Origin of the sequence: Candidatus Dorea massiliensis AP6 (assembly GCF_964245105.1) — a bacterium.
Classification (GTDB): domain Bacteria; phylum Bacillota; class Clostridia; order Lachnospirales; family Lachnospiraceae; genus Laedolimicola; species Laedolimicola intestinihominis.
Genome location: NZ_CAXTKW010000040.1, coordinates 1 through 1,550, shown reverse-complemented (window position 1 = coordinate 1,550; position 1,550 = coordinate 1). Strand labels below are relative to the sequence as shown.

Genomic DNA, 1,550 nt, shown 5'->3' with positions numbered 1-1,550 from the left:
TATCGTAAACCTCGCAGAGCTGGAGTGTGAGCCGGTCCGTATCCTTGTCGAAATCATAATGGTCTGATAAAACATAGATACAGCGCTGGAGTATATTCTTAGGAGGTGGAGGAATTGGCAAATAGGAAAATAATGCTTCCTCAATATGGCACAGTTATGAAAAGAGGTGTCCTATATTATAGGACCAGAATCAAAGACACGAATGGTAAGCTCGTAGCTATCTACGCAAAAACACCTGAAGAACTATACAACAAAGAAACGCTTGCGTTGGAACAGATTGAGAATGCCACTTTTCATCGGAAAACGCCCACAGTTGCAGAGTATTGTGAAAAGTGGCTGCTGATGCAGTCGGTTCATGTACGAGCTACTACTTTGACGGATTACACCTCAAAGGTCAGGCGGCATATTATAGCGGAATTGGGAGATAAACGGATGGGTGAGGTTAGCCTGGATGATATTCAGCTTGCCCTTGTTCCGGTTTCCAAGAAATCTGCATCGGTTTATAAATCTGTGGTAATCCTTTACAAATCTATCTTTCGCGCAGCGATGGAAAGCAGGATCATTGACCATAACCCGACGATTTATCTCACGACAAAAGGTGGCGGTGTTCCACAAGAGGATCGTCAGGCTTTGACAGATGAACAGGCAGCACGCCTTTTGGATGCTATCCGAGATTTGCCGCCTTATGTCTTTGTCATGATTGGTTTATATGCAGGGCTGCGCCGGGAAGAAATTCTTGCTCTGCAATGGGATTCAGTATATCTGGATACGGATACTCCATATCTGACGGTAAGGCGGGCATGGCACACAGAACACAACAGACCGGTAATCTCAGACGAATTGAAAACCAAGGCTGCGGAGAGAAATATCCCTCTTCCTGTTTGCTTGGCTGAGTGTTTGAAAGCAGCAAAGGAAACATCGACTTCGGAGTATGTGGTTTCAAACCGGGACGGCGAACCGCTGTCCTACACGCAGTTTAAGCGACTTTGGCAGTATATTGTTACGAGGACGGTCAAGGAGCGGAGCTATTATCGGTATGAAGATGGAAAAAGAGTAAAGCATACTGTCACACCTGTCTTGGGGGAAAAGGCTGCTCATAACGGAAAAGTGGTTTACAGTCTGGACTTTGAAGTAACACCCCATCAGCTGCGGCATACTTACATTACCAATCTCATTCATGCATCGGTAGATCCCAAAACGGTTCAATACCTGGCAGGCCATGAAAGCAGCAAGATTACCATGGACATTTATGCAAAGGTTAAGTACAACAGACCAGATGAGCTGGTCAGATCAATGAGTTGCGCGTTTGCAAGCTGGGACGCAGCACAGTAATAATAAAATAGGAAGTAAAGCAGGAGCGAGGCAAGGATGTCTCGCTCTTTGTTTTACATCAGCCGTATCTTTGATTAAATCGAGGCTTTCTGATAAAAAGAGAGTGTAGATACGGAGACTACACATTATCAAGAAAGGACGATCAAAGATGGCAAAAAAGAAAACACAGATCCCGAAGTATGGGACCATTACATTGAAAGGAATCCAGTATTACAGAA

At 44.6% G+C, this 1,550-nt stretch carries 1 protein-coding gene; it reads left to right on the top strand.

Translation table 11 applies throughout. The features are described from left to right. The first annotated feature begins 114 nt into the window (after positions 1-114). Positions 115-1,332 carry a tyrosine-type recombinase/integrase gene (locus ACESZP_RS17880; protein WP_055224659.1) on the top strand — a complete coding sequence of 406 codons (1,218 nt, stop codon included), beginning with the start codon at positions 115-117 and terminating at the stop codon, positions 1,330-1,332. Positions 1,333-1,550 lie beyond the last annotated feature (218 nt).